The organism is Polynucleobacter sp. MWH-Berg-3C6, assembly GCF_018881855.1.
Taxonomy (GTDB): Bacteria; Pseudomonadota; Gammaproteobacteria; order Burkholderiales; family Burkholderiaceae; genus Polynucleobacter.
In genome coordinates this window covers 400,851-421,730 of the sequence record NZ_JACVPN010000001.1, presented here as the reverse complement: position 1 = coordinate 421,730, position 20,880 = coordinate 400,851, and the positions used below count along the sequence as shown (strand labels likewise).

Annotated in this window: 21 protein-coding genes; 5 read left to right on the top strand and 16 right to left on the bottom strand. The window is 44.2% G+C overall.

What is annotated here, in order from left to right; genetic code table 11:
- Position 1 precedes the first annotated feature (1 nt).
- Positions 2 to 1,294: a ferredoxin:protochlorophyllide reductase (ATP-dependent) subunit N gene (locus tag ICN13_RS02215; protein WP_216138765.1), complete on the bottom strand. Its 1,293-nt coding sequence runs from the start codon at positions 1,292 to 1,294 to the stop codon at positions 2 to 4.
- Positions 1,291 to 1,764, bottom strand: coding sequence for a 2-vinyl bacteriochlorophyllide hydratase (bchF, locus tag ICN13_RS02210; RefSeq protein ID WP_216138764.1), 474 nt, complete (start codon positions 1,762 to 1,764; stop codon positions 1,291 to 1,293). Before bchF ends, ICN13_RS02215 begins: the two co-directional genes overlap by 4 nt.
- A 201-nt stretch (positions 1,765 to 1,965) precedes the next feature.
- Between bchF and ICN13_RS02205 the strand changes: the two genes are divergently transcribed.
- The 5 genes from ICN13_RS02205 (at position 1,966) to ICN13_RS02185 (ending at position 7,346) form a co-directional block, all read left to right on the top strand.
- Entirely contained in the window at positions 1,966 to 2,799 is an 834-nt protein-coding gene (locus ICN13_RS02205; RefSeq protein ID WP_216138763.1) for a B12-binding domain-containing protein, read from the top strand.
- Positions 2,800 to 2,819: 20 nt separating this feature from the next.
- Positions 2,820 to 4,244 (top strand): transcriptional regulator PpsR, encoded by a 1,425-nt coding sequence (gene ppsR, locus ICN13_RS02200; RefSeq protein WP_216138762.1) that lies wholly within the window; start codon positions 2,820 to 2,822, stop codon positions 4,242 to 4,244.
- Between the two features lie 6 nt (positions 4,245 to 4,250).
- Positions 4,251 to 4,946 carry a spheroidene monooxygenase gene (locus ICN13_RS02195; protein ID WP_216138761.1) on the top strand — a complete coding sequence of 232 codons (696 nt, stop codon included), beginning with the start codon at positions 4,251 to 4,253 and terminating at the stop codon, positions 4,944 to 4,946.
- Positions 4,930 to 6,420: a 1-hydroxycarotenoid 3,4-desaturase CrtD gene (gene crtD, locus ICN13_RS02190; protein ID WP_216138760.1), complete on the top strand. Its 1,491-nt coding sequence runs from the start codon at positions 4,930 to 4,932 to the stop codon at positions 6,418 to 6,420. Before ICN13_RS02195 ends, crtD begins: the two co-directional genes overlap by 17 nt.
- A gap of 194 nt (positions 6,421 to 6,614) precedes the next feature.
- Positions 6,615 to 7,346, top strand: coding sequence for a carotenoid 1,2-hydratase (locus tag ICN13_RS02185; RefSeq protein ID WP_216863983.1), 732 nt, complete (start codon positions 6,615 to 6,617; stop codon positions 7,344 to 7,346).
- A gap of 20 nt (positions 7,347 to 7,366) precedes the next feature.
- Here ICN13_RS02185 and ICN13_RS02180 read toward each other — a convergent pair whose 3' ends face one another.
- The 14 genes from ICN13_RS02180 to ICN13_RS02115 form a co-directional block, all read right to left on the bottom strand.
- Positions 7,367 to 8,425: a phytoene/squalene synthase family protein gene (locus ICN13_RS02180; protein WP_216138759.1), complete on the bottom strand. Its 1,059-nt coding sequence runs from the start codon at positions 8,423 to 8,425 to the stop codon at positions 7,367 to 7,369.
- Positions 8,415 to 9,974: a phytoene desaturase gene (locus ICN13_RS02175; RefSeq protein WP_216138758.1), complete on the bottom strand. Its 1,560-nt coding sequence runs from the start codon at positions 9,972 to 9,974 to the stop codon at positions 8,415 to 8,417. The genes ICN13_RS02180 and ICN13_RS02175 overlap by 11 nt, the downstream gene beginning before the upstream one ends.
- A 57-nt stretch (positions 9,975 to 10,031) precedes the next feature.
- Positions 10,032 to 11,075: a photosynthetic reaction center cytochrome PufC gene (pufC, locus tag ICN13_RS02170; RefSeq protein WP_255533999.1), complete on the bottom strand. Its 1,044-nt coding sequence runs from the start codon at positions 11,073 to 11,075 to the stop codon at positions 10,032 to 10,034.
- On the bottom strand, positions 11,072 to 12,073 hold the full coding sequence (pufM, locus tag ICN13_RS02165; RefSeq protein ID WP_216138757.1) for a photosynthetic reaction center subunit M: 1,002 nt from the start codon (positions 12,071 to 12,073) through the stop codon (positions 11,072 to 11,074). The genes pufC and pufM overlap by 4 nt, the downstream gene beginning before the upstream one ends.
- A 28-nt stretch (positions 12,074 to 12,101) precedes the next feature.
- Positions 12,102 to 12,926: a photosynthetic reaction center subunit L gene (gene pufL / locus ICN13_RS02160; RefSeq protein ID WP_087909630.1), complete on the bottom strand. Its 825-nt coding sequence runs from the start codon at positions 12,924 to 12,926 to the stop codon at positions 12,102 to 12,104.
- A 99-nt stretch (positions 12,927 to 13,025) separates the two neighbouring features.
- Entirely contained in the window at positions 13,026 to 13,202 is a 177-nt protein-coding gene (gene pufA, locus ICN13_RS02155; protein ID WP_087909629.1) for a light-harvesting antenna LH1, alpha subunit, read from the bottom strand.
- Between the two features lie 10 nt (positions 13,203 to 13,212).
- Positions 13,213 to 13,434: a hypothetical protein gene (locus ICN13_RS02150; protein WP_216138756.1), complete on the bottom strand. Its 222-nt coding sequence runs from the start codon at positions 13,432 to 13,434 to the stop codon at positions 13,213 to 13,215.
- Positions 13,435 to 13,483: 49 nt separating this feature from the next.
- A complete protein-coding gene (pufB, locus tag ICN13_RS02145; RefSeq protein ID WP_087909627.1) occupies positions 13,484 to 13,630 on the bottom strand; it encodes a light-harvesting antenna LH1, beta subunit in 147 nt (48 codons plus the stop codon).
- A 123-nt stretch (positions 13,631 to 13,753) separates the two neighbouring features.
- Positions 13,754 to 15,211 (bottom strand): chlorophyllide a reductase subunit Z, encoded by a 1,458-nt coding sequence (bchZ, locus tag ICN13_RS02140; protein WP_216138755.1) that lies wholly within the window; start codon positions 15,209 to 15,211, stop codon positions 13,754 to 13,756.
- Positions 15,211 to 16,734 (bottom strand): chlorophyllide a reductase subunit Y, encoded by a 1,524-nt coding sequence (gene bchY, locus ICN13_RS02135; RefSeq protein WP_370622936.1) that lies wholly within the window; start codon positions 16,732 to 16,734, stop codon positions 15,211 to 15,213. The genes bchZ and bchY overlap by 1 nt, the downstream gene beginning before the upstream one ends.
- 14 nt (positions 16,735 to 16,748) lie before the next feature.
- Entirely contained in the window at positions 16,749 to 17,756 is a 1,008-nt protein-coding gene (locus ICN13_RS02130; protein ID WP_087909621.1) for a chlorophyllide a reductase iron protein subunit X, read from the bottom strand.
- The gene (gene bchC / locus ICN13_RS02125) at positions 17,753 to 18,703 is read right to left on the bottom strand and encodes a chlorophyll synthesis pathway protein BchC (protein ID WP_216138754.1); all 951 of its coding nucleotides are present in this window, start codon (positions 18,701 to 18,703) and stop codon (positions 17,753 to 17,755) included. The genes ICN13_RS02130 and bchC overlap by 4 nt, the downstream gene beginning before the upstream one ends.
- Before the next feature lie 79 nt (positions 18,704 to 18,782).
- On the bottom strand, positions 18,783 to 19,946 hold the full coding sequence (locus ICN13_RS02120; protein WP_216138753.1) for a methyltransferase: 1,164 nt from the start codon (positions 19,944 to 19,946) through the stop codon (positions 18,783 to 18,785).
- Positions 19,947 to 19,964: 18 nt separating this feature from the next.
- The gene (locus ICN13_RS02115) at positions 19,965 to 20,870 is read right to left on the bottom strand and encodes a polyprenyl synthetase family protein (RefSeq protein WP_216138752.1); all 906 of its coding nucleotides are present in this window, start codon (positions 20,868 to 20,870) and stop codon (positions 19,965 to 19,967) included.
- Between the last annotated feature and the right edge of the window lie 10 nt (positions 20,871 to 20,880).

The window sequence follows — 20,880 nt, the reverse complement described above, 5'->3', positions numbered from 1 at the left end:
CTTAAGCAGCCAATCTCATACTGCGATTCAAAGGACGTGCAAATAGCTCTGCTAAGTCTGCAGCCTGCTCATAGCCGTGCACGGGACTAAACACCAACTCAATCGACCACTTGGTTGTAATGCCCTCTGCTTCCAGTGGATTGGCCAGCCCTAGACCACAAACCACAATATCGGGCTTATCACTACGACATCTATCTAATTGCTTCTCGACATCTTGGCCTTCCACGATTCTGGAATGCTCAGGCAATAATTCCAACTCTGCTTCAAGATGCTGTTTATGCAGATAAGGTGTTCCAATTTCCAGCACCTTCATGCCACATTCTTGTGACAGAAAACGTGCCAATGGAATCTCTAATTGAGAGTCCGGGAAGAAAGAGATACTTTTGTTTTCCAACATTGGTAAATAGCGCGCCAAACTCTTTCTAGCGCGCTCTATTCTGGCTTGCGTGACCTGCTCGAAATGGGATGAAGTAATACCCCACTCATTCGCTGCAGCCTTTAACCAAGCGGTAGTTCCCTCAACACCAAATGGGAATGGTGCAGAGATTCTTTTAGCGCCCCGCTCTTCAATTAATCTGGCTGTTTCAGCCAAAAATGGCTGTGCAAGCAAGTATTGTGTATTGCCATCAATCTCAATTTTTTGCTGAGAATTTTTAGGCGGGAAAAATGAAACTTGACCAATACCAAGCTCAGTAAATAGACGCTGAAATTGATCTTCCACAACATCTGGCAAACAACCGACAACCAATAACTTTTTCTCACCCACTGCCGTTGGTTTTGGAATCTCATTCACCAAAGAGGCCAAGCATGCATCCTCTCCTTGGGTAAAAGTGGTTTCAATACCGCTTCCTGAGTAACTCAAGATGCGACAGTGATTTAAAAACTCTTTGTTTAATCGTTGCGCAGCCCTTGAGAGGTCTAACTTAATGACCTCAGACGGACATGAACCTACTAAAAACAGCATTTTGATATCAGGACGACGTGCAAGTAAGGCCTTCACAACCCGATCTAATTCTTCATGTGCATCCGCAATTCCAGCAAGATCACGATCATCAATAATGGCAGTAGCAAAACGTGGCTCAGCAAATATCATCACGCCAGCAGCGGATTGAACCAAATGGGCACAGGTGCGAGAACCCACTACCAGGAAGAATGCATCCTGAATCTTGCGGTGCAACCAAATAATTCCGGTAAGCCCACAAAACACTTCTCTTTGTCCGCGCTCTTTATAGATAGGAATATTTTTTCCCACTAAGCCCGTGTGATCTTTTGGTAAATCTACGATGGCATTCATGCGGCAACCCCTTTATTCATCTGCAAACGAGCGATGCGCAGTTTGTAAATGAATTGACCTGCATTAATAAAGTAAGAGGCGTAGGCTGCCAAAGCAAGATACATCAAGCCACGCTGACCCATATCTCCTAAGATAAGGAAATAGAGATAGAGGGTATGCAGAAAAATAACCAACATACTAAAAACATCTTCCCAGAAGAAGCTTTCTGCAAAAAGATATTTTCCAAAAACTACTTTCTCCCAAATACTTCCTGTAAGCATGATTAAGTAGAGAAACACGGTCTTAATCACTACGGAAATAGTTGCCAATTCATAACCATTTCCAGTAACGAGATATCTCAGCACCAAACAAAGACTCACAAGACAAACTAAAAACTGAATTGGGGCCAGAATTCCCTGAACTAATGTCCAGATAGTGGCATCGCGTCTTGCGCGTTGTTCTGGGTTATATAGGGGCTTACTTGTCTTCATTTTTTGAGGCTGCCTTGTTGGCTTTGTGTAAACAAAACTTTACGCCAAAATTGCCTTACAAAAACTAGTATTTACCCTGATATTTATAGGTATAAACCCTATTTTTAGCAAAATAATTGCCTTATTCTGATTACAAGTGTAATAATTATTTTACATTTTCATTATCGCTCATGACGCAATTACTATCCTAAGGGCTATTTAGTGAATAGATTAGCTAAGAAAGAACTGATCAGGGAAGTGGTCAGCACTCAATTACCAGTCTTAATTGGGGAGATTGAACGCAAAGTAGACGGCTCAGCGTCTAGGACCTCCTCTAATCAAAATTGGCTTCAGGCCCCATCAGATAAGCATGGCAAAGCCACCAACGCTCTCGATGAAGAAGAAGTTAATAGAATCGCCAACCTTTTACTCAATGCTGAAGAAGGAGCATTTGAGCTGGCGATCACAACCCATAAAGCCCATGGGGTAGCAATTGACTACATTGTTTTAGAGCTGATACCAGAGCTTGCTCGAAAACTAGGAAAGCACTGGGAGGAAGATAGCCTGAGCTTTGCGGATGTATCCATTGGCGTCAATAAGCTCGAAAGAGTTATTTACAAATTAGATTACCTATTTCAGGCAAATCAGCTAGAGCGGCAACAAAATAAATCCATCTTTATCTCTGGCTGCCCTGGCTCTCAGCATTCGCTTGGCACGCTCATCTTCGCTAACTTTCTGACATATTCTGGCTGGCAGGTGCATCGACCAAATAAAGTCAATATTGACTCCATGGTTGAAGGAGTCGAGTCAAAAATATATCAGGCGCTTGCGATCTCAGTTTCGACGAATGAGCAACTTGAAGAACTTCCAAAGTTGATAAATTTACTCAGACAAAAATCAAAGAACCCAAAAATCGTTGTTCTCATTGGGGGGCCGCTTTATAATAAGGCGCCCGATACGTTTGATCATATTCAGGCAGATATAAAGGCTTGTAGTCCTGAGGAATCGGTTTATCAACTTGAGCAGTATCTCAGCCAATTAGAACAAAAAACTTAGATGAATAAGTAGAAGACACTGTGACCAAAATTTATCATTCAGATTCTTCAAAACTAAATAATATCGATATTCATTTAGCGGCTGAGCTGCTTGCCTACTCAGTTGACATAGCACTCATCATTGATAAATCTGGCGTGATTGAAAAAGTAATCGATGGTGCCAAACCCATTTCTAGCAATACAGCATCTTTAACCAATAAAAAATGGCTAGATACCGTTGCCATTGATAGTCAACCAAAGATTAACGCTCTTCTCAAAACTAATGAAGATCGTGACGAGCAAAAATGGCGTCAAGTAAATCAAGAAATAGATGGATCTAACTCAATTCCCATTCAATACAGCACCGTCTTTTTCCCGAAAGAAAATAAGTTAGTTGCGATTGGTAAAGATCTCAGCAGTATTTCTACCCTACAGCAGAAATTAGTTGAGTCTCAACAAGAGATTGAGCGTGATTATGCAAATCTTCACGCGATTCAAAATCGTTATCTACAGCTTTTCAATAGCATTGATCAAGCCTATTTAATTGTAGATAGCCAAACTTTAAAAATTATTGAAGTCAATAAATCAGCCGGTTTTTTAGTGGGTGATCTGAAGAAAATTCAGGGCAAACTCTTCGTCAATTTATTTCCTGCAAAAGATCATGAAGCGATTCAAAGCTACTTGCTAGAATCTAAGTCTGGAATATTGCAATCTTCCATTCAAACAACTCTTGAGAATCTAAAAGAGAATGTTGAAGTTTCGAGCGCACTTCTGCGCGAGGGAAATCAAAATATATGTCTCGTATCCATTAAGCCAAAATCTCAAGCTGCCCATCTTGGGACAGTCAATGAGCAGGCAACATTACTTGCCCAAGCAATGGAGGATTTTCAAGACGGCTTTATCGTTTGTAGCACCAATGGGGTTGTGCTTACCACCAACAACACGTTTGTATCGATGTCCCAATCCACCCAAAAAGAGGGCATCTTAGGCAAGTCACTAGAAATATGGCTTGGAAGAGCCAGCATTGATCTCAAGATTATTCTCGGCACAGTGCGTGAATACGGCTCCATCAAAGATTATGCAAGTACGATTACTGCGGATGATGGCAGCTCGCCTTTAGATGTCCGCATTTCTGCTGTAGGTTTTAATAGCGGAAAATTGTCACTCGTTGCAATTGGTATCCATCAATTTTCTAAAGCTTCGAATCAGCCGACCGATAAGCCAGAGAATCTCGGTAAGAACGCTAAAGAATTAACGCAATTAGTTGGCAAGGTACCGCTCAAACAAATCGTTACCGAGACCACCGACATCATTGAAAAACTCTGTATTTTGGCTGCGCTCGACCTCACCATGACAAATAGAGCATCGGCAGCTGAGTTGCTCGGCTTATCACGCCAAGGTCTGTACATCAAAATGAGACGTTTCGGTATTGTTGACAGCAATGCCAACGATGATGCTGACGCCTAAGATCGAATGAATGAGCAGACAGCAGTATTAGGCTTAATTGATATTGCTCCCAATGCCAGAGGATGGGGATTTTCTCGGTACATCTTAGGTAAACGCCCCTTTAATCACATTCCCGGTTTGCAATTTTGTAAAGTGCTGGGCTCCGGCATGAATGGTGGATTTAGCACCACACCTAGCCTTACTAAACAAGGCTTCTTCTGTGTCTTTGATTCTGCGCAAAATGCCACACGGTTTGAGGAATCATCATCGATTCTGAAGGCCTATCAAGATCATGCTAAAGAGTTTTTTCTGACCTCGGTTCAGCCCTACTCTAGTCGTGGCTCTTGGTCTGACTTCTCCTTATCATGCTCAGACCCAAATCCTCCGGCATTAGGTCCCATTGCATCCTTGACCAGAGCCTCTATTAGACCAAGTAAAGCAATGCAATTTTGGGCAAAGGCAAAACCAGCAGAAGATGCTATTAATCTTGCTTCAGGAAAAATTCTGACAGCGGGAGTTGGTGAGGCCCCGTACTTTCGTCAGGCCACCTTCACTATTTGGGATAGCGCTCAGTCGCTTGATCAATATGCTCAGCAAGGCGCGCATCTATCAGCAATTAAAGCGGCTTATGGACAGGCATATTTTTCTGAATCAATGTTTACAAGATTCAGGGTAATTAAGGCGCAAGGTATTTGGCAAGGTAAATATGTCCAAATCTCCTAAGATCCTTGTTGTTGGGGCAGGTATTGGTGGACTCACTGCCGCACTTGAGCTTGCGCATCGCGGTCTTGATGTCACTGTATTGGAAAAAAGTAATGCTCCCGGAGGAAAGATTCGGGCCATTAAAGTAGATGATGCACCGATTGATTCTGGGCCCACCGTATTTACGATGCGCTGGATCTTCGAACAACTCTTTGCTGACTGCGGTGAAAGTTTTGATGCAGAGTTTGAATTAGAGGCGCTGGATATTCTGGCTCGGCATAGCTGGGGAGATGCACCACTTGATCTCTATGCGGATACTCAAAAAAGCGCTGATGTGATTGCTCAATTCTCCAGCCCTAAGCAAGCTCAGTTATTTTTAGAGTTTTGCAAGACAGCGAAAAAAGTGTATGAGTCACTAAAAGATCCGTTTATTGAATCTCCGCGTCCAAACTTACTCGGCATGATGTCTGCACTAGGTATCCAAAAGAGCAAAGTACTTTGGGATATTGGGCCGTTTAGTAATCTTTGGTCTGCGCTTGCAAACTATTTTCCAGATCCGCGTTTACACCAATTATTTGGTCGCTATGCAACCTACTGTGGCTCATCCCCCTATCTGGCACCAGCTACCCTCATGCTCATTGCTGAGGTAGAAATGAAAGGAGTATGGTCCATTAAAGGTGGCATGACTAAAATTCCGGAGGTTATAGCCCGTTTAGCAGAGAAAAAAGGGTGTCATTTTCAATATGGCGCTGAGGTTCAATCGCTCCAATTTTCGGGATCCAAGATAAGCGGCGTTCAACTCACTTCTGGCGAGGTAATTGAATGCGATTATCTGATCTTTAATGGCGATATCAACGCCCTGCAACATGGCTTACTGGGTAAGCAGGCAAATGCTGCCATTCCCCAGAATTTAAAGCAAACCGATTCACTTTCAGCAGTGACCTGGTCTATGCGCGTCAAAGCATCAGGCTTTCCACTGGTAAGACATAACGTATTCTTTAACCAGCCCTACCAAAGTGAATTTACCGATATTTTTGAAAAGAAAAAATTACCTAGCAATCCTACTGTCTATATTTGTGCTCAAGACAGAACGGACTTTGCAAGTGAAAATAATGACTATGAAAGAATTTTTTGCTTAGTCAATGCGCCTGCTAATGGCGATATTCAATCTGATGATGAGGAAATAGAACGATGCGAACAAAAAGCTTTTTCACTCATGCGCCAGTATGGCCTTCAACTGCAGGATGCGCAGATTACGCGAACCTCACCCCAGCAATTTGCCAAACTCTTTCCGGGGCGAGGTGGAGCTCTTTATGGCCAAGCAACCCACGGTTGGATGAGTTCCTTTCAACGATTAGGTTCTCAGTCTCAAATTCAGAATCTACTTCTAGCAGGGGGCAGCACTCATCCGGGTCCGGGAGTGCCAATGGCAGCTATGTCAGGACGACTGGCGGCCGCAACCTTAATGGAACGCCTCGGTTTGATCAAGCAGTAGATCCTGGCAACTATCTCTGGTGGTATATCGACGGCCTCAGTGATGATGGGCTCTATGGATTTAGCATTATTGCTTTTGTAGGCAGTGTCTTTTCACCCTACTATGCCTGGGCTAACAAAACAAAACTGGCGCCTGCAGATGATTACTGCGCAATTAATGTAGCGCTCTATACCCCCACAAAAAAATACTGGACCATGACTGAACGTGGTCAAAATGCGATTGATAGAAAAGCTCATCAATTTACTGTTGGGCCTAGTCATTTGCGCTGGGAAAATGATGTTTTAACTATTCAGATTGATGAACGCGCTCCTCTATTAGGGACAAAAGTTCAAGGAAGCATCAAAGTATTCCCCGAGCAACTCTTTAATCATGTTGTAGCACTTGATGACCATCAAAAGCATCGCTGGGGCCCTATCGCGCCGTCAGCAAGAGTGGAGGTTTCCTTTACAAACCCCTCTCTTCAATGGCAAGGAAATGCCTATTTTGATTCTAATGAGGGTGATGAGGCCATCAGCAAGCCTTTTAGTGAATGGGATTGGTCAAGAGCCCATCTCAAAGATGGCAGTACAGCAGTCATCTACGATGTGAGACAAAAAAATGGTAACGAGCGCATCATTGCGAGCAAATTTAATCCCAACGGGACTATAGAGTCCTTTGAGCCACCAGCAAGAGTGTTGCTTCGAAAAACAGGTTGGGGCATTAAACGCAATATGCGCTCCGAGCAGCCCGGGAAAGAACCCGCCGTGACTCTTTTGAATACCTATGAAGACACGCCCTTTTATGCACGCTCAATGATCAAATCCCACTTACTAGGTGAGGAGGTCGTTTCTATGCATGAGACGCTCAATGTCAAGCGCTTAGAGTCCAATATTGTGCAATTTATGCTGCCCTGGAGAATGCCCAGAAACCCAACTCGCCTGTTTTAATTAGCAGTGTGGGAATGTTGTTAATGCTGGGCTAGGGAGTTGTAGGACTGCACTTTGCGACGCTCTATCTTTTCCATCAGCCCAACAACCCAAATCAACCGATCTTCTACTGAACCACTGTAGTGAGCATAAGGCTCTTCAGGCTCAACCGCATCTACCAGGAATTGAATTGATGGAATTTTGCTGAGGCTATGATTTAATTTTGAGCTGTAGATAGTCGATTGCAAAGACTTGAGCAATAGCAATATTTTTTTCTGCTTAGAAACCACCGCCCTATTGCTAATACTATCAAGCCCTTGCCGCTCAATTTGTCGACTAATCTCAGAGTAAATTAAGCTAGCAGCAGAAATGGCGGAGCGACAATTGCGTGGTAAGCCAACGATGCCATATGAGGCACGCTCATACATTTCATCTGCGTGCGATATGAGTCTTTGAATCACTCTGGATATCGCATCGTTAAAGACTGGATTTTGTAACCAAGTATCTGGATCAATATTTTCAGCCTCAAGCCACTCTCTTGGCAAATATAAGCGATGATTTCTGGCATCCTCGCCGACATCTCGAGCAATATTAGTGAGCTGCATTGCTAAACCTAACTCACATGCACGCTCTAAGATATCGCGATCACGAACACCCATGATGAGCGTCATCATTGCGCCCACTGTCGAGGCAACTCTTGCGGCATAGTCACAGAGCTCATCAATTGTTTGATACTGACGTCCGCTGCGATCCCATCTAAACCCCTCTACTAAGGCTTCTAATATCTCACGGGGAATTAAAAACCGTGAGACCACAATTGCTAAGGCTCTGTCAGCCGGAATATCTACTGGATTTTGTGCATAGATACGATCAAGACGATATTCGATTTGTTTAATCACATCTTCAGGAGCATGCTGATCATCCACCATATCATCAAGCATGCGACAAAATGCATACAAGGCTATGGCTGAATCACGAATCTTCGTTGGCAGTATTCTGGCTGCAGAAAAAAAGGATTTAGAACCATCCCGCATCAGATTCTCGCAAGTCTCTAGATCAATCTGAAACCCATACTCAGAGGTAATAGCCCTATCTAGCATGATTGGATACCATTTTTGCCGGGGTAATGAGTGAATCTAATGCTTTTGCTGAAGATAAGACTCCCGGAATTCCGGCGCCTGGGTGTGTGCTTGCACCAACCATATAGAGGCCTTCAATATCTTCACTGCGATTGTGAGGTCGGAACCAAGCACTTTGTGTCAGGAGCGGCTCCAGGCCAAACGCAGCGCCTTTATAAGAAAGGAGTCGATCCTGAAAGTCTTGTGGTGTCATCACAAATGATTCCACTAGATTCTCTTCTAAACCAGGCAGAACCGTTTCGCCAAGCATCTTAGCAATCGCTTTTCTGTATGACTCGGCCTCTTCGCTCCAATCAGTTCCGCTATCCAAATGTGGCACTGGTGACAAGACATAGAAAGTATCGCAACCCTCTGGAGCCAAACTAGGGTCTGTAGCAGTAGGACGATGCAAATAGAGGCTGAAGTCTTTTGCCAAATGATGGCGCTTAAAGATATCCTCTAATAGTTCTTTATAGCGCTCACCCAACAACATCATATGGTGCGGCACTTGAGGATATTGTTTTTTAGTCCCGAAGTACCAAACAAATAAACTCATTGAGTACTTGCCATTTTCAATTTTTTTATCTGTCCAAACTTTACGATATTCAGGATCAATCAGATTCTTATAGGTCCAAGCAGTATCAGCATTTGACACCACTTTGTTGGCATATAAAACATCGCCATTTTCTAAGGTCACACCAGTGACTTTGTTCTCAACAATATTAATTTTCTTGACAGTACTTGCATAACGGATGGTGACGCCTAGGCTGTTTAATAAACCAACCATACCTTTAATAATGGAACCTGTCCCACCCATTGCGGAATGAACTCCCCATTTACGCTCTAGAGAATTGATTAACGCATAAGCAGAGCTGACAGAAAAAGGATTGCCGCCAATCAATAGAGGATGAAAACTCATTACTTCACGTAATTGAGGGTCTTTAATATACTTTGCTACCACGCTATACAAACTCTTCCAGGCGCGCATCTTAACCAAATTGGGCATGGCTTTTACCAAGTCCTTAACATTATCAAATGCAACATCGCCCAAATCTTCAAAAGCCAGCTTGTAGCAACTCTCTGCCTCATCTAAAAATCGGAGATAACCAGGCAAATCTTTGGGGCTAAATTTAGCGACTTCTTCTTTCATGCGCTCTAAATCGCCGGTGTAGTTAAAAACACGTCCATCAGCAAAGCGAATTTGGTAGAAAGGATCCATTGCCCGAAGGTCAACGTCATCTGACATTTTTTTACCGCACATATCCCATAGCTCCTCTAGCAAGAATGGTGCAGTAATGATGGTTGGACCCGCATCGAATGTAAATCCATTCCGACGATGAACGTATGCACGCCCACCTGCGCTGCCGAGCCTTTCAAGGACCTGAACATCGTAGCCTTTGAGTGCTAACCGAATTGCTACCGCAAGGCCACCAAATCCTGCGCCAATCACCAAAGCGCGCTCAGAATTATTGACATGGCTGTAAGCCACTACATTTTCTGGAATCTTAAAATGATCGACCTTTTGGTCCATCAGGTGCCCTTTAAATTAAACCCCCATCGATCTAATCGATGGATGGGGGTTTGGTCATTAGTTTTTTGCAACTTGATTACCGTCTTTTGACTTGTTATTGCTTGGAGCCAAGAATGGGTAATCTGGCAACATACTCTTGCCTAAAAGTGGCTTATTAACGCCCTGGTGACAAGTGGCACAGTTTGCTTTACCAACATCCCCATCAGGTCCCTTGCGATGAGCAGGGGATATAGAAGCCAGAGGTGAGATAAAGGTTGTGTTGACATCTTTCAGCATCTGAATACCGTGCCAAGCCTGGATACGCTGTGGAGTACTCTCCTCCCAACTATTAAATGCACGACTGTTATGACAGTAGGTGCAATTCACCCCAAGAGAATGCGACATATGCGACATCACACCATAAACATTCTCGGTGCTTTGCAAGGAGCCCTTATTGCCTGTGGGCAATGCAGTATCTCCGATGATGCGAGCGGCACCAGCATTTGCTACAAAGTAACTTGAAAAGGGTTGATTAGGCAATGAAGAGTAGCCGTTCGTTTTTTGCGGATCATTTTGACCATTGGCATTGCCCAGCATATTGCCACCCCGTTTTTCAACGGTATTAAACCAAACATTTTGCGGGATGTTGTTACCACGGTGGCAGGTATAGCAGGTTACACCAGTAGTCTTAACGTGATCACCCCAATTGCCATTAATGCTTTGATTCATCTGAATCATTCTTCTCGCAACGTTTTTGGTGTAAAGCGAGTCATCAGCAAAATTTTGGACGTTGTGACAGTAGGCGCAACCTTGCTCAGGAGCAACCCAAGAGGTCATAGTCACCATAAAGTTAGTAAATTGTGCGGTACTTAAATTATTTAATACCTTGACATTTTGATATACCGCACCAGCTCTAGGGCCATCAGCTGAGGCTGGAATCCCGGGAGGTATTTCATTAATTTTTTCGAGTTGCGCTTGTGTCCGCGGATTAATGATTTGATCCATACCAGTTCCACGATAGCCTGTTTGCTTTGCATCTATCGGCGGTCTCTCGCAGGCAGTCAATGTCACCATTGCAAAGATACTCAATGCAATCGAAATTTTTTGAGTCAAATTTTTCATTTTTTGTCCCCTTTAGCTACTGGGGCTGTCGGCGCTTTTAAAGCTGGGTCAGCTACAGTCCCATAAATCGCTGGATAGGCAGGAGCAATATTGTGTTTCACTCCCCACAAATACCAGTTGTCCACTACCGTACCGGTTAACAAAATTCCAATACCACCGGTTAATGGGGTTAAGACTGCAAACCACCAAGCCCAGCGATGGATAGATTCCATGGTTGCATTAAAGCCCATAGTCCATCTCCAGAACAATGCAGCTCTTTCAGATGCAGTTCCACGATCAACAATCTGTTCAATCTCTCTTTCACCACCAAAGCGACTTACCGCAAGAATGGTAGCGCCATGCATTGCAAACAACAGCACTGAACCGTAGAGGAAAACGATTGAGAGCATGTGAAATGGGTTGTAGAACAGATTTCCGTAGCGAATGGATAAAGCGGATGTCCAATCTAAGTGAGAGAAGATTCCAAAGGGAACGCCCTCACTCCAACTACCCATCAATACCGGACGGAATAAACCAAGCACTAAAAATAGCCAAATTGCGGAGGCAAATGCCCAAGGTACATGAGTACCCATTCCCAATGCTTGTGCCCTACGGAATGTACGCAGCCACCACAACATAATGGAGATTGTGGTGAATAAACCAACAATCAACCACCATCCCCCCTCATTCATTGGCGGAAATGTCAGCCCATATTTTGGCGCTGGTGCATCAAGTGATAACCAGAATAGTTTTTTTACAAACTGCAGTGGATTCCAGTTCACTTGCGCCAGCATATTCATGCCAATAATGAAAAAGGCAGTCATGCCAAACATCAATGACGCGACGCCAAGACGTCCAAGATAGATAGGGCCTAGTTGCGCATTGCCGATTCGCCCCATGAGATGACTAAAACCAATGGTCTTAGTTCTTTCGCGCATATCGTATGCGTTAATTGGAACGCCATGACTAGCGGGGCCGGTTACTTGCGTTTGTGTAAATAGATTTTGATATTCCATCATGCTCTCCGCATTTTCAATTGAGCTAAAACTATCCCCAGATTGGTAAATTCAACCACCATGTCCACCATTCTGGCCATCCTTTAGTCCAGAATGGTCCACTAATGACGATACATACTGCGCTCCAAAATACTGCTGCTAGAGCTAGAAATAAACCTAAGCGATGGATACCCAAGGTGCCAACAGAGTAGCCCACAATATCCCTAAAGAATGTGTCTTCGTGCTCAGGCGTTCTAACCGTGTGTCCAGGCTGAGGATTGGTTGACGACAAGATCAATGCGCCATGCAATGACAGTGCTAATGTTGTTGTAAAGAACAATGTCACTGCAATCATATGTGCAGGGTTGTAATGAAAGTGCAGATACTGATAACCCGTATTCGATACCCAGTCTAGATGACTCAAGATTCCATACGGAAAACCAAAATGCCATGCACCCATCAAAATTGGTCTGATGACTACTAGAGTGAAGTAGGCAAAGATCGCCATACTAAAAGCAGCAGGTACATGTAAGCCCATGCCTAATTTGCGAGAAATCTCAACCTCACGCATTGCCCAGGATCCAAAAGCGCCTAAGGCACAGATGGTGATGAGCTGCCACAGTCCACCCTCCATTAATGGCGCTACCCCTAGTCCATACTTAAGATCTGGCGGAGCAATATTGATCTGCCAAATATTCCACACTCCCATTTGAGAAGTGCCCCATAAAATCATCGCGGTACCTAAGAATGCGAAAAATATGGTTGTTACACCAAAAAATCCAACATAAAAAGGACCTACCCAGAAATCAAAAAGATCTCCACCAATAAGGGTTCCACCGCGAACGCGGTATTTCTTTTCAAAGTTGAGCATGGCCATTTTGTGCTCCTAACATGATGAGAATTTTTCTCAAAATAAATTAATCGTACGTAGACGAATGGCTATTTCTAGATATTCGTCTACGGTTTTCACTTCTAATTACTTCTTCGCTGCTGAGATTGCTGCTTTGTACTGCTCTTGACTCATTCCATCCAACCATTTGTATTGAACTGTGCTCAATAAAATGAGATGAATCATGGCCGCCAAAGCAAAAAGAAAAACGCCCTGTGCAACCATCGCACGTAACGGGTCGTATAACTTCCATACTCTCCACATAATATTTCTCCTAATTTAAGTAAGACATAAAGCTGTAAACGCCTGACTCAACTGACTTTAAAAATGATGCGCCGTCAGATTCAGAAAATAACCAACTTTTCTGAGAGGAAGGCAACACAACCAAAATGAGGGCAACGATAAAGATCACCACATAACTAACTAAGAAAATGAACTTGAAGGACATGGTGTCCTGAAAATCATTTTTATTCATTAAATCTGTATTGGTCTTCATATTCACTACTCCTTTTAGCTGCGCTATTTACTATGTACTTACTACTGCATCAAAAGAACCATGGACGCCATGCCCATACAAGTATGTGCGCGACGACTGCGATAGCAACAAACCCTAAAAGACCTTGCACATAAAATGCATGGAATTCTTGAGCCTCTGCATCGGTAAGCCCAGATATAGATCTGTTTTCACTCATGATGACAACTCCTTGAAACTGACCTTGCGGTCTTTTCTACATCACCCCTGTAGATTTGAGGATATGACCTGGAAAAGTCATATTGGTTTAACCCTTGATCAGGGTAATTTCTTTGTGCTGAGCTCATACAACCTCTCCTGCTGTAATGGAGAACGATGACTTCTGCACACAATCTACTGTGACTCTTTCGATATTCTGTTTACGTGCCTCAAGCTCTGCCTCATCTCGCATTCTTTTCGCTGCAGAGATTTGCGTAAGTACAGGTTGATTGCTAATTAACTTATTAAGTAGAGCCTGGGCTTCCTGCTCCCAAGGCATTGTCTTGATCGAGCTTTGTACTTTGGCAGGTGTTTTATCAACCTTATCCATCTCCGAGCCTAGCGGGAGAATATTGAATAAGGCATCAAACAGAGAGTTACAAACTTCTTGGATCAAGTAGACGGAGCCTCCATAGCCCATGAAGGGGGTGCCAGTATGTCTACGAATAATTGCCCCGGGTAATGAAGCAGGAATGTAGGAGAAGCGTGCGCCGATTTCACTGCCATACATGCGTTCGTTATAACTTCCAAACATGACTAGCGGTGTTTTCTTCTGCACTAACTCACGAATCTCAACGTTATTCGTTTTATTCCCTGGCATTCTAGAAACTGCGAAATTACAAGGAAGTCCCATTTCCTCTTCGAGGAAATTTCGAATTCCTCGGGTATAGGTTTCATTAGCAACAATGGCAAAACTGGCAGTGCCAAAAAAGTCTTGAGTAACAGAGCGCCACAAATCCCAAATGGGCTTGAGTGTGGTGTGTTTTTCTTTTTCAATAAACTCCTCTACATCGAGTTCACAGAGCTCTCCTAACTTTCTCAGGAAAGCCGTTGTGGATTGCATACCAATTGGGGCTTGTAGATAAGGGCGTTCTAAAGTTTCACAAAGTAAACGTCCATATTCGCGATACATGCAAACATTGACATCAGCATCAGCTAGCTTGGGAACATCGGCAAGATGCGATCCAAGCGGGAATACCATATTGACTTCTGCGCCGATGCCCTCAATCAAGCGTCGTATTTCGGCTAAGTCACTATATAAATTAAAGCTGCCATAGGAAGGGCCAATAATATTGACTCTCGGTTTTTCGCCGGCAACTCTTTTACGTTCTGGGATTTTTTTAAGACCGTACTCTGTCCATAACCAATTCATTGCACGATTTGCACATTGCCACTGGTCTTCATCAATGGTTCTTGGTAAGAAGCGCTTAATCCCTGTGCCCTCTGGAGTCACGCCGCCGCCAATCATTTCAGCGATCGATCCTGTGACTACTACCGCTGGCAAATCCGGATCCAATACTTTATGGGCACGCTTCATTGACTCTTCTGTGCCCTCTCTACCTAACTGCTCCTCAGCTAAACCTGTTACTACGATAGGCAGCTCATGGGGAGGTAAAGCATCGGTGTAATGCAATACGGATGTCACAGGCAAGTTTTCGCAGCCAACAGGACCGTCAATCACCACCTGTAAACCCTTCACAGCGGTGAAAACATATACTGCGCCCCAATAGCCGCCAGCGCGATCGTGATCAAGAACTAGCATTAGCCCATCTCCTCAGCTTTTTGCTTGGCCTTCGCTTTTTCCATGCGACGCCTTACATCCGCTTTAAATTCAGGACGATCAACGGGCACAGACTCCCAAACACCCGTTGCATGCTCTTTCCCAACACCTTCAAAGAAAGAGTTCATCGCATCAAAGCGATTTTGATTTGCTAAGGCAGCATTGATGACTTGAGCTAATGAGCCAGCTCCAGCTGCACCCATTAATGGTCTTGCAGAAATCAAGTTCGTGAAATATAGAGAAGGGATTGCCAATTCTTTGGCTTTTTGTACAACCGGCGTTGTACCGATCACCAGATCTGGCTCAAACTCTTTCATAGCAGCAAGATCTTGCTCGAGAGAGGCGCGATACTCTACATGCACACCATGCTGCTCTAGCCAATCTAGGTCGCTACTACTCCAAGCTGTTTTTGGACATGCGCTACCAACATAACGAACATCCGCTCCACTCTCAACCAATAAACGGGCTACCAATAACTCTGAACCTTCGTAGCCACTAAGCGTGATCCTACCTTTGATCGGCTTAGCTTTGAGCGCTGCTTGGATCATTGGCAGGAACTTATCTTTTGCATTCCCAATTTTTGCTGTACTGACACCAGAGGCAGCTCCGATATTCTCGAGCCACTGCGCTGTACCCTCATATCCAATTGGTGCCGATCCGACGATCGCGCGACCAGCACTTTCAAACTCACGAATGCTAGCGGTATAGAAAGGATGTATTGCAGCTACTACTTTGGAATCCATGGCTTGATAGAGTTCACGCCATTCTCTAGTAGGCACTACAGGACCAACTGCTAAATCCATTGGTTCTAACATCATGCCGATACTGATTGGGTCAACTGGGAACATCTCACCTAACAAGGTGATAGTAGGCTTATCGGAAACTCCATTACGTGGCGCGGAAACTGGGCCACTTTCAATTTCTGTGCGGGCATAGCGCAACATCGCACTTGCTAAAACATCTTTTGCTTCCGCATGAGTTGGAACGCCGAAGCCTGGAACATCAATACCGATAATACGTACGCCATTAATTTCTTTTGGCAACAGCTGCAATGGAACACCACTAGCAGTTGGAACACAGAGATTGATGATGACAATCGCATCATAAAGCTCTGGATTCGCTTCCTTGTATACCGCATCTCGAATATCTTCGAAGAGTTTTCCTGTCACCAAAGACTCGGAGTTAAATGGCACATAACCAACGCTACGGCGCGCACCATAAAAATGGGAAGTAAAGGTCAAGCCATATACGCAACAAGCGGATCCCGACAAGATCGTTGCTGTACGACGCATTCTCAAACCAACGCGCAATGATCCAAATGCTGGACACATGCTTTGCGGCTGATCATGCGGACCTTTTGGATAGTCTTTAGCGTACTGACCTAAGATTTCACTCTTATTCGCTGATTTAGCGGCAGCTAATAAATCCTCCGCCCCCGAGTGGCAGGAAATCCCAGACGTATTATTGGTCTGGTCTTGTATCGGGATGACTTTATTGGATTTCACGATGAGTTCGCTCTTTACGCTTTGTCGTAAATCACTTCGAGGGTTGGCTTAATAACTTCATTTTTGCCAACCATGTCAAAAATCGTTGCAGGCTCGAGAACTACGTCTCTACCCACTTGATTGGCCGCAAACAAACCTAGCAAGTCATCTGGAGTCATCGGCTTAGGTCTAACAGGCGGTGCCGCAGCAACATTACTTGCCAAACCTTCGAAAAGAGGTCCCCATTGAGAATCAGGCTTGCCAATAATTTCGTAGCTCGCACTCTTTCTTCGAATGTCATCATTTGCAGGAATCACAGAAAGAACTGGAATACCAACTTGCTCTGCAAAGGCTGTTGCCTCACCAGTACCATCATCTCTATTGATGACCATGCCTGCCACGCCCACATTGCCGCCTAATTTTCGGAAATATTCGACTGCAGAGCAAACGTTATTGGCAACATATAGGGATTGCAGGTCGTTACTAGCAACGACAATCACTTTTTGACACATATCTCTAGCGATAGGTAATCCAAAACCGCCGCAAACTACGTCGCCCAAGAAGTCGAGCAAGACATAATCAAAGCCCCAATCATGGAAGCCTAGTTTTTCTAAGGTTTCAAAACCGTGGATGATTCCGCGACCACCACAGCCCCTACCAACTTCTGGACCACCAAGCTCCATCGCATACACGCCATCTCGCTTAAAGCAAACATCCCCAATCTTGACTTCTTCTCCAGCCAATTTCTTTTTAGAGGAGGTCTCGATAATGGTTGGGCAGGCTTTACCGCCAAAGAGTAATGAGGTGGTATCGCTTTTCGGATCGCAACCAATGAGCAGTACTTTCTTGCCCTGTTGAGCCATCATGTAGGACAAGTTGGCAAGCGTAAAGCTCTTACCAATTCCGCCCTTGCCATAAATGGCAATAATCTGAGTCTCTTTTTTGATTTCGCCGGTATGAACCTTATCAGGTTCAATTGCAGCCTCTTTTTTCAATTGTGCAAATTGAATTGTGATTTCTTTTGGGACATTTGGCGCATTCATAATGCTTCTCTCCAATCAACAACCATTTTGAGACAGCTAGGATCTTCAAATGCAGTCCGATAAACTTCATCAATTGAAGACGGCTTGCGATGATGGGTAATCAAGCCACTGAGACTTAACTTTCCATGTGCAATAAGTTGTTTTACATCTAGTAAATCTTGAGGGGCCCACTGCGCAGCAATCCGGAATTTGGCTTCCTTCATAAATGCTTTGGGGAAATTAAACTGAATATCTTTGTCGTAAAAACCTGCGAGAGCAATCTCGCCACCAAATTGCAATTGGCTAATTAATTTATTCAAGACGCTTACTTGTCCGCTAGCATCACAAATATTTTTATATTTATTTTCTTGATCATCGCTAGGATGCAGAACTGTGTAACCTTCCGCACCACCCATACGATCTGTATCGATCTCCCAAACTACGGGCTTATGCCCCAATAGCACGGCGATTCTGGCTATGAGTCTTCCCAATACGCCATGACCTACTATGAGATCAGGCTGTAATGCTTTTTTACCTTGAGTGACGTGATAGGCTGTTGCTGCTAGTGCCAATAACACGCCCTCTTCACCAATGGCTTCCGGGAGTGCAACCACTCTGTCACCCGGCACTACAACATGAGATGCAGCTCCACCAAATAAACCTTTGACATCTCCAAAACATTTGGCGCCGGGCACAAACACTCGTTGATGAAGATCTAACTTAGAATTTTTCCCGGCTCGAGTCACTCTTCCGACCGATTCATAACCAGGTACTAAGGGGTAACCCATTCCTGGAAAATCTGGCATCGTTCCATTCCACAGCATCTTTTCAGTTCCTGTGCTGATGCCACTCCATTCAATTTGCACGACTACATCCGCATCTGTTGGTTCATCCAACAAAAGACGTTTAAGCCTGAGCTCCCGGGGGGACTCAAGCAAAACTGCGGTTGAATGTAGTTGACTAAGCATATGTATATTTTAATTTACTCTCTTTATGTAAACTAATTTATACACTAATAAAGCTCTAGTCATTAGTAATTACCCTGATTTATTTGCTAATTAGCAAAACTTGGGCATTAATTGGCATGCTGCAGCGCAATACTTCTACCCCCTTAAATCCAGCATGTACCGCTAAATTGCTTATTTCTTGAATGGTTCTAGGCCTACCCCTGCCCATGGCTAGCAAATAGAAGCCAAAATAGGCATGTCCCATGGCGGGATGCTCGGGTGTATCAGCCATCGGCTCTGCTACCAATAACTTGCCACCTGCTGGCAAAGCCTCAAATATTGACTTCAATAGAATTTTGACTCGCTCATCATCGTGGTCAAAAATCACACGAATTAAGGTAATTAAATCTGCGCCAGTTGGCAGTGAGTCTTTGAAAAAATCCCCTGAGTGCACTTCAATACTCTGATGATCGGGAGCAACCAAAAAATTATCTTTAGCCAGGTTAGCAACGCCTGGAAGATCAAATAGTTTTCTTTGCAGTTGTGGAGCACTTGAGAAAACCCGCTTTAAAAATGTTCCTTGTCCACCACCAACATCCATTAAGCATTGATGCTGAGAAAAATCATATGCATCTACTACTTGGTCTGCCACTAATGGCAAAGAAGCTGACATCAAATCAGAATAATTTTTGACACGCTCTTTATCTTTCAATGCCTCTTGATCTTGTTGGTCAGGAGAAACGTAAGGCCAAAACTTCTCCATCCTCTTAATCTCAACATCACCAGAGAGAAGCAATAGTGGATCACGCAGGTCTTCATAGAGAACGGTATGGTGTTCGATCATGGCTGATAGCGCAGTGTTACCCACCATCGGTGCACCTAATTTACCTAAACCATATCGTTGTTGCGAACGCATCTCCAATAATTGAATCGAGGCAGCTGCATCCAATAATTTTTTTAAAGGGATCGCATCAAGACTGCAACTCTTTTTGATATCCGCTAAATCTAATGGACCATCTTTTAAAAGATTAAAGAGATTTAAACGTACGCATGAGAGAAGTATTTGTGTGTACACAAATCCAGCCATGACATCAAATAATTGATTGGCTCTTTTTTTGGCAATATTTTTTAAGAAAGGAATTTTTGCAACACGATTTTGAAATCGCGTATCTGCAATTAACCGATCTCTAAGAATGCAAAGTCGCTCCCAAAGACTGTAGTCGTGTTGACTATCTGGAATCGACAGAGATTGAGTTTGAGCCATTCTTACAAAGTATTTGTTTTAAGCTGCTTGTCTTTGAACGGCAATCGCGACTTGTCTTTCTCCGCGCTCAAACCAAGAGGAAGGCAATAATCTTTCAGCTTCAAAAGTAACGAGTTTCTTTAGATAGCCATCACCCGGACAATTAGGAATGGAGCCAATTGCCTTGCTAACGAGATGATCAAAATGTTCGACGGCGCCATTTAAGCCCAACTCTTTAGCTGAGCTTGGGCGATGATGTTCTTGATCTTGTCCAGAAGGCTTTCCAAGAAACTGTGCATCACCGAGTACATCGCGAATGTCATCTGCAACTTGGTACGCTTCTCCAAGCCACTCACCTAAACCTTTCCAAGTTTCGGCGTCTGATCCTGCTGCTTGAGCACCCGCTGCCGTTGCTGCGGAGAATAATGCGCCCGTCTTAGCTCTCTGATAATCACTCAGAACTGCTTGATTCTCACACTCCCAAGCCTGTCCAGCGATGATTCCAAACGGAGCACCAACCCCCTGTGAAATGGTTTGAATGATCGGCGCTAAGCGCTGTGAGGATCTTCTTGAGGCTGCGGCAATCGTTTGATACGCCATCACAATGAGCGCATCGCCGGTGAGTACCGCCAATCTTTCGCCATATTCTTTATGGACAGAAGTTTGACCACGACGCATGTCTGCATCATCAAAACAGGGCAAATCGTCATGTACTAGAGAGGCGCAATGAATCATCTCCACCGCAATCGCACTAGCCATCGACAGCTGTGGATCATCATTGCCACAAGCTTGGGCTACTGCTAAAGTGAGCTGAGGTCGAATGCGCGCACCCCCCGGAAAAACGGCGTGCCGAATCGCTTTACTCAATAGCGCTGGACCCTTGGCGGATTCATGCGACTTCAAGGCGTGCTCAAGAGCTCTCTCTAAATGCTTGATGGGTGACATGACTTTTACC

Coding starts and splice junctions, on each gene's coding strand:
- pufA (WP_087909629.1), bottom strand. CDS start 13,202: ATGTGGAGAGTATGGAAGTTATACGACCCGTTACGTGCGATGGTTGCA.
- bchF (WP_216138764.1), bottom strand. CDS start 1,764: ATGAAGACAAGTAAGCCCCTATATAACCCAGAACAACGCGCAAGACGC.
- ICN13_RS02180 (WP_216138759.1), bottom strand. CDS start 8,425: ATGCTAGATAGGGCTATTACCTCTGAGTATGGGTTTCAGATTGATCTA.
- pufM (WP_216138757.1), bottom strand. CDS start 12,073: ATGATGGAATATCAAAATCTATTTACACAAACGCAAGTAACCGGCCCC.
- bchZ (WP_216138755.1), bottom strand. CDS start 15,211: ATGCTAGTTCTTGATCACGATCGCGCTGGCGGCTATTGGGGCGCAGTA.
- bchC (WP_216138754.1), bottom strand. CDS start 18,703: ATGCTTAGTCAACTACATTCAACCGCAGTTTTGCTTGAGTCCCCCCGG.
- ICN13_RS02185 (WP_216863983.1), top strand. CDS start 6,615: ATGACTGAACGTGGTCAAAATGCGATTGATAGAAAAGCTCATCAATTT.
- ICN13_RS02130 (WP_087909621.1), bottom strand. CDS start 17,756: ATGAATGCGCCAAATGTCCCAAAAGAAATCACAATTCAATTTGCACAA.
- ICN13_RS02175 (WP_216138758.1), bottom strand. CDS start 9,974: ATGGACCAAAAGGTCGATCATTTTAAGATTCCAGAAAATGTAGTGGCT.
- pufL (WP_087909630.1), bottom strand. CDS start 12,926: ATGGCCATGCTCAACTTTGAAAAGAAATACCGCGTTCGCGGTGGAACC.
- pufB (WP_087909627.1), bottom strand. CDS start 13,630: ATGAGTGAAAACAGATCTATATCTGGGCTTACCGATGCAGAGGCTCAA.
- ICN13_RS02195 (WP_216138761.1), top strand. CDS start 4,251: ATGAATGAGCAGACAGCAGTATTAGGCTTAATTGATATTGCTCCCAAT.
- ICN13_RS02215 (WP_216138765.1), bottom strand. CDS start 1,294: ATGAATGCCATCGTAGATTTACCAAAAGATCACACGGGCTTAGTGGGA.
- ICN13_RS02150 (WP_216138756.1), bottom strand. CDS start 13,434: ATGAAGACCAATACAGATTTAATGAATAAAAATGATTTTCAGGACACC.
- ICN13_RS02120 (WP_216138753.1), bottom strand. CDS start 19,946: ATGGCTCAAACTCAATCTCTGTCGATTCCAGATAGTCAACACGACTAC.
- pufC (WP_255533999.1), bottom strand. CDS start 11,075: ATGAAAAATTTGACTCAAAAAATTTCGATTGCATTGAGTATCTTTGCA.
- crtD (WP_216138760.1), top strand. CDS start 4,930: ATGTCCAAATCTCCTAAGATCCTTGTTGTTGGGGCAGGTATTGGTGGA.
- ICN13_RS02115 (WP_216138752.1), bottom strand. CDS start 20,870: ATGTCACCCATCAAGCATTTAGAGAGAGCTCTTGAGCACGCCTTGAAG.